This window comes from Actinocorallia lasiicapitis (assembly GCF_054778695.1).
Genome location: NZ_BAAGZI010000339.1, coordinates 1 through 6,548, shown reverse-complemented (window position 1 = coordinate 6,548; position 6,548 = coordinate 1). Strand labels below are relative to the sequence as shown.

At 69.1% G+C, this 6,548-nt stretch carries 6 protein-coding genes; 3 read left to right on the top strand and 3 right to left on the bottom strand.

The window, feature by feature from the left end; translation table 11 throughout:
- Positions 1 to 145 precede the first annotated feature (145 nt).
- A complete protein-coding gene (locus tag ACYVE7_RS26825; RefSeq protein WP_460368358.1) occupies positions 146 to 481 on the top strand; it encodes an SH3 domain-containing protein in 336 nt (111 codons plus the stop codon).
- On the opposite strand, the gene ACYVE7_RS26820 is transcribed toward ACYVE7_RS26825, so the two are convergent.
- The 3 genes from ACYVE7_RS26820 to ACYVE7_RS26810 form a co-directional block, all read right to left on the bottom strand.
- Entirely contained in the window at positions 478 to 1,266 is a 789-nt protein-coding gene (locus ACYVE7_RS26820) for an AfsR/SARP family transcriptional regulator (RefSeq protein WP_460368357.1), read from the bottom strand. The two genes, ACYVE7_RS26825 and ACYVE7_RS26820, sit on opposite strands and share 4 nt — an antisense overlap.
- A 125-nt stretch (positions 1,267 to 1,391) precedes the next feature.
- Complete coding sequence (locus tag ACYVE7_RS26815; RefSeq protein ID WP_460368355.1) at positions 1,392 to 2,207, bottom strand: TrmH family RNA methyltransferase; 816 nt, start codon at positions 2,205 to 2,207, stop codon at positions 1,392 to 1,394.
- 40 nt (positions 2,208 to 2,247) lie between these two features.
- On the bottom strand, positions 2,248 to 3,225 hold the full coding sequence (locus ACYVE7_RS26810) for an endonuclease/exonuclease/phosphatase family protein (protein ID WP_460368354.1): 978 nt from the start codon (positions 3,223 to 3,225) through the stop codon (positions 2,248 to 2,250).
- Positions 3,226 to 3,460: 235 nt separating this feature from the next.
- Between ACYVE7_RS26810 and ACYVE7_RS26805 the strand changes: the two genes are divergently transcribed.
- Positions 3,461 to 5,680: a substrate-binding and VWA domain-containing protein gene (locus tag ACYVE7_RS26805; RefSeq protein ID WP_460368352.1), complete on the top strand. Its 2,220-nt coding sequence runs from the start codon at positions 3,461 to 3,463 to the stop codon at positions 5,678 to 5,680.
- Positions 5,681 to 5,838: 158 nt separating this feature from the next.
- On the top strand, positions 5,839 to 6,548 hold a 710-nt coding region (locus tag ACYVE7_RS26800; protein ID WP_460368350.1), incomplete at its 3' end, for an RNA polymerase sigma factor.

The window sequence follows — 6,548 nt, the reverse complement described above, 5'->3', positions numbered from 1 at the left end:
CACCCCCACCCACCGCCGCCCCCCCAAGGGCCGCTTCAGCGCCTAGCCCCAACAATGCGGGGGCAATGCGTCCCCGATGCGACTTGATGACAGGTTGTTTCCGCAATCGTCAGTCCTGCGGTCTCCCCTTCTCCAAGGAGCACAGATGAAATTCCGAACTCTCGCTGTCGCGACCATCACCACGGCAGCAGGTGCCCTGTTCGCGATCACGCCCGCGACCGGCGCGCAGGCGTTCGTCAACAACTGCTGGAGGGTGTTCGCGTCCAGCGGCGTCAACGTCCGGTCCGCCGCGACGAGCAGCGCCGGCGTCATCGGCTCCTATGCCAATGGCGCTTGGGTCGACGCCTGGGGCAGCAGCTGCGACTCGTCCCGCGTACACGGCCAGACCTATACGGCCTGCGGGACCACCAGCGACTGGTGGTCCGTAGTCAACTACAACGGCAAGAAGGGCTACGCCATCCGGATGTGCATGGCCGGCTAGTCACCTGAACAGGGACGCCGGGCTCGACGCGCTGGACCCCTGCCGCACACCCGGCGTCCCATCTGACGGTCACCGCTCACCATTCGGGCGTACAGTGTCCGAACCTCTTCCGAAGGCATCAAGCCCAGCTCATCTGCCATTCGTTCGCAGAGTTCCGTGTAGACGGCCATCCCCTCACTCGCCCGCCCCAGAGCAGCGAGGATCTTCAGGAGCAGCACGTACCACTGCTCCTGCAACGGCCCCAACGACATCTCCGCCCTAACGGCCGGAATCAGCGTCTCGTGCTCACCAAGCGCGAGCCGAGCCGCCAGATGCCGGGCCAGAACCATTCGCCGCGCCTCTTCAAGCTCGGCCGCGGCCGAGTCGAACACCGTTGTCCCACGCACCCCGTCGAGAGCCGGCCCCCTCCAGAGAGCGAGAGCGTCGCCGGTGTAGCGCACGACCTGAGCAGGTCCGGTGGCTCGAAGCGAGCCGGCGGCCAGTCCCCGAAACCTCGCTTCATCCACCAGAGCAGGTTCCACGTCGAGGAGGTAACCCGAACCGTGCCGCAAGATCACCGCAGATCCGGCAAGTCTCTTGCGCAACATCGCGACATGGGACCGAAGGTTGGCGCGGCTCGACTCGGTCGGCCGCTCCCAGACCGCCGCGACGAGCCGCTCCACCGCGACCGGACGGTTCACGTTCAGAGCAAGTAGTGCGATGACCTGAGCTTGCTTCCGAGGCAGTGGATCGTGGGAGGCGCCGAGCTCAACGTGGCCGAGAACCCTGATCACTGGTGCGAACACGAAACATCCTCTTCCGGCCTAACCGCGAGAGATCAGCCTTGATCCTCACCGTCGGGACCATTCACTGGAGGTCGTGCCAGCGATCGTAATGATCTAGTGCCGGAGAACGTTCGGCGGGGCTCAGGTCAGTGGGTGGTGAGGGTGTGGCAGGCGATGGCGGCGGCGGCTACTACGTTGAGGGAGTCGACGCCTTGGGTGAGGGCTTTGGGGTTCATGGGGATGACGACGGCCTGGTCGGCTTCGGTGATCCAGTGGGAGGAGAGGCCGTCGCCTTCGGAGCCCAGGAGGAGGGCCACGCGGGCGCCGAGTTCTGCTTCGGCGATGGGGACGGCGTCCTGGGCCGGGGTGAGGGCCAGGAGGCGGTAGCCCTCGGTGCGCAGGAGTTTGAGGCCGTCGTGCCAGTCGTCCAGGCGGGCGTAGGGGACGGCGAAGACGGCGCCCATGGAGACCTTCACGGAACGCCGGTAGAGGGGGTCGGCGCAGCCGGGGGAAAGGATGATCGCGTCGATGCCCAGGGCGGCGGCGCAGCGGAAGATCGCGCCGACGTTCGTCACGTTGGTCAGGTCCTCGAGGACCAGGACGCGGCGGGCGGCGGGCAGGAGTTCGGCGACCGCGGGCAGGGGTTTGCGGGCCACCGAGGCCAGGGCGCCGCGGTGGACCGCGAAGCCGGTGACGGCCTCGGCGAGGGCGTCGGAGACGAGGTAGATGGGGACGTCGAGGGCGGGCAGGACGTCGGCGAGCGAGTCCAGCCATTTGTCGGTCATCATCAGGGAGCGGACCGGGTGTCCGGTCTCGATGGCGCGCCGGATGACCTTGGCTCCTTCGGCGATGAACAGTCCTTCGGCCGACTCCAGGCTGCGGCGGAGCTGGCCGTCGGTGAGCCCGACGTAGTCGGCGATACGGGGGTCGGCCGGGTCGGTGATGCGGATGTGGTGCGCCATGCCCCCACGTTAGGGCAGCTCGCGGCCCGCCGGGACGCCGCTACGGGAGCTGGAGCCCGGCGACGACGGGCCGGTGGTCGGTGCCGGTCAGCGGATGGACCGAGTAGGAGCGGACGGCCACGGACCCCGGCACCAGGATGTGGTCGAGGGTGAGGGGCGGGCCGAACATCGACAGCCCCCACGTCGGGGTCAGGCCCTCGCCGCGCCGGTCGGCGGTGTCAGTGTAGCCGCGGTCGAGCAGGGCGCGGAACCTGGCGTGGTCGAGGGTGGCGTTGAAGTCCCCGGTGACGATCTGGACGGGCCCGCCCCGGACCGGCGCGGGAACGGCCTTCAGGACCCGCTTCCAGTCGGTGTAGCCGGTCTTGAGCGGGGGCGGCGGGTGGACGGCCGTCACCTCGATCCGGCGGCCGTCGAGTTCGAGCGCGGCCCGGGGGGCGGCGAACTTGGTGCCGGGCAGCGCGCTCAGGGCGGTGAGCGGATAGCGGGAGTACAGGCCGGTTCCGGCGGGGCCCCAGCGCGGGTCGGTGACCTCGTAGGGCAGGACGAGCCTGAGGCCCGCGGCGGCGAGCCCATTACGGGCGTCCGGCGTGAACTCCTGGACGCTCAGGACGTCGACCTTCTGGTCCTTGATCAGGGTGAGGAGTTCGGCCGGGTCGGCCTCGCCGAACATGAGGTTGGCGGTCATGACCCGCAGGACCGGTCCATCGGCCGCGGGTTCGCCGCCGCCGAGGGCGCGCGGCAGCAGCGCGGCGCCGAACCCCGCGATCACGATCCCGGTGACCGCGACGGCGCGCAGGTTCCTGGACAGCAGCGCGGCCGCGAGGGGGATGACCGAGGTGGCCGCCGCGTAGGGGGTCATCGAGATGATCGGGACGGCCAGCTGATCGAGTCCGGGGATCCGGTCGGCTCCGGTCAGCCGTGCGACGGCGAAAGCCCCCCAGAGGGCCGTCGCACCCCACACGATCTTGGTGGTGGATCGTCGCGCGCGCAACGGTTCGATTACGGCTTCCTGGCTCACGTCGGTAAGGACGATCGAGGACCCCACAGAGTTGCGGCCCCACGCCGCAAGCGTTCCCAGGCCCCTAAGTTACTGACAAGTAATGCAAATAAATACGGACAGAGCGGCTTCTGGTGGTAGATCACCGGTTTGCACGTCTTTGTAACACCCGAGTGATGCGGCTAAAGTGCCTCCGACCACCGCCTGGCGCCCCCACGCCCGTGCGCGGCCCCCGAACAGAAACCCGGAGAGCACCATGACTCGTCCCCCCGGCGACCTTCCGGGCGAGGGTGGATACGGCTCCTCCTCGGACTTCCCCACCGCGGACAGCACCGACTGGTTCAGCCCGCGAGCCGCAGGGCCCGCGAGCGGACACGACAACCCCGTGGCCGAGCCCGGCGGATCCCAGCCCGACTGGCTGAACCGCCCCTCGACCTCGGGGCCGTCCTTCGGCAGCGGGGGGTTCACCGGAGCGTCCGACCCTGGAGGCCACTCCTACGGCCGCAACGGCCTGGCGGCCGGTCCACCGAGCGCGAGCGGCTCGTACGGCGGCGCACCCGCTTACGGCGGCCCCGCGCAGAGTGACGACCGGTTCCTCGCCGCGCCCGTCCCCGGCGGCAGCGGAACCTCGTTCGACCGCCCCTTCCCCACCGGCCCCGGCGAGAGCGTCGGCGGCGGTGGCGGAGCGCACAGCGGCGACGAGTACGCCTACGGCTCCGGCGGCTACGGCGCCCGCAAGAAGCGCAAGCGCGGCGCGCTCATCGGCCCGATGGCCGGCGCGGTCGGCCTCGCGCTGCTGATCGGCGTCGCGGTGTACGCGTTCATGGAGAAGGGCGCCGGCTGCTCGGGCGAGAAGGTCGTGCTGAACGTCGCGGTCGTCAAGGAGATCCAGCCGGCCGTCAAGGCGATCGCCGACGACTTCTCCAGCGACGCGAAGTCCTGCGCGACCGCCAAGGTCACCGTCGCCGACCCCTCCACGGTGCGCACGCAGCTCATCGGTGAGGGCGTGTCCAGCGGCGGCGCCGCCAAGCCCGACGTCTGGATCCCCGACAGCTCGCTGTGGGCCGGCATGGTCCAGATGAAGGCGTCGACCGCGGTCACCCCGACCAACACGAAGCTCGCCACGAGCCCCGTCGTCGTGGTGGTTCCCAAGACCCTGCACACCGCGCTCGACAAGATGGGGGTTCTGGAGACCCCGTCCTGGGACAACCTGCTGTCCGCGGCGGGCGGGCTCCCCGGCGGAGCGGTCACCAAGAACCAGCTCATCGACGCCGACATGCTCGACCTGCGCGTCCTCAGCCCGAACACCACCGGCCCCGGCATGGCGTCGATCTCGATGGTGAAGATGCTGCTCAAGGGCGACGAGAACGCCAACGCGATCTTCACGGCCATCATGCAGACGATCCGCAAGGCGACCCGCCCGACGATCCAGCAGATGTACGCGCGGTTCCACCAGGACGCCCGCGGCCGCTTCCCGCTGCTGATCGCGCCGGAGCAGAGCGTCCAGGTGTACAACGGCACCAAGCCGAAGGACCCGGCTGTCGCGATCTACCCGCAGGAGGGCATGGTCAGCATGGACTACCCGGTCCTGCTGGCGACGTCCGACAAGGACAAGCTCGAGGCCGCCCGCAAGCTGGAGCGGGCGCTCGTCACGCCCGAGGCCGTCAAGAAGTACCAGGCGCTCGGCTTCCGGACCACCGACCACCGGGCCCCCGAGACGTTCACCGAGGGCTCCGGGCTGTCCGCCAAGCGCGTCTCGCCGCTGCCGACGGTGTCGTCGCAGGAGATCTACGACCTGACCCAGGACTGGGCGAAGCTGTCGCTCGGTATGCGGATGCTGGCCATCCTCGACATCTCCGGCACGATGGGCGAGCCGATCGCGCCGGGCAAGCCGAGCCGGATGCAGTCGATCCTGGCGACCGCCGACAAGGGGATGCAGAGTTTCCAGCCCGACAGCCAGCTCGGCGTCTGGGTCTTCTCCGACCTCCTGGACGGCAAGAAGGACTACAAGGAGGTCGTGCCGATCGCCAGCCTCAACCAGCGGTTCGGCGCCACCAGCCAGGTCGACCGGCTCAAGCAGGCGCTGCTGAGCGTCAAGGTGCTGCCGAACGGCAACACCGGGCTGTACGACACGATCTACGGCTCCTACTCCTACATGCGCAAGACCTACGCGCAGGACCGGATCAACTCGATCGTGCTGTTCACCGACGGCGTGGGCAACGACGACAAGCACGGCGGGCTCAGCCACGCGCAGCTGCTGCAGAAGATGAAGAAGCTGGTCACCAAGGACCAGCCCATCCAGCTCATCGTGATCAGCATCGGCTCCGACAAGAAGGTGCTGAACCTGCTGAGCCAGATCGCCCTGCCGACCGGCGGCGCCGCCTACGTTCCGAAGAGCCCGGACGAGATCTCCAAGATCTTCCTCCAGGCGGTGTCGAAGCGGATGTGCGACTCCTCCACCGGGAAGAAGTGCTGATCAAAGAGCGCTGAACGGCTCCGGAGCGGGGTGCGGCCAAGCTGGCCGCACCCCGCTTCGGTGTGACGGCTCCGACCTGATCCGCGTACTTGGACTTATCAGGTCGTACTAATGTCAACCGGAGCAACGTTCGAGGCGTCTCAATGACGGATCAAGAAGTGACTATCGAGGGGGAGGCCGGGGTGTCCGGTTGGCCGAGCGTGGACGATCCGCGCACGCACGAGGATATGGAGCTCGTCCGGGCCCTGCGCGCGCACTCTACCGGGGCGCTCACCCTCGTCTATGACCGCTACGGTCCCCAGCTTTTCGACTACTGCCACGCGCTGCTGCGCGACGAGCCGACCGCGATCGCGATCTTCCATGACGTGATGCTGTCGGCCGAGGCGCACGCCGACAAGCTCCGCGAACCCGACCAGTTGCGCGGCTGGCTGTACGCCCTGGCGCGCCGCGAGTGCCGCCGCCGGATGCGCGAGCGGCCCGCCCAGCGCAAGCCCGCCCCCGAGACTCCCGACCACTTCACGTCCGAGAACGAGCGCCGCAAGGTCCAGGACGCCCGGCAGCTCGCCCACGCCGCGCTCGCCAAGCTCAGCGGACGTCAGCGCGAAGCCGTCGACCTCACCATCCGGCACGGGCTCACCGACACCGAGCTCGCCGGTGTGCTCGGCATCTCCCTCGAAGAGGCCGCGGCGCTCGCCGAGGGGTCGCGTGCCGAGCTGAACGAGGCCGTCGCCGCGCGGGTCGGGCACAGCAGGATCCAGCTCAGCCGGCTGCTCAGCGTCCTGCCGATCGCGCAGGCGCCCGCCGACCTCGAACAGCGCGTGCTGGCCAGCGCCCTCGATCCCGCCTTCGACCAGGAGCGCGCCGCCAT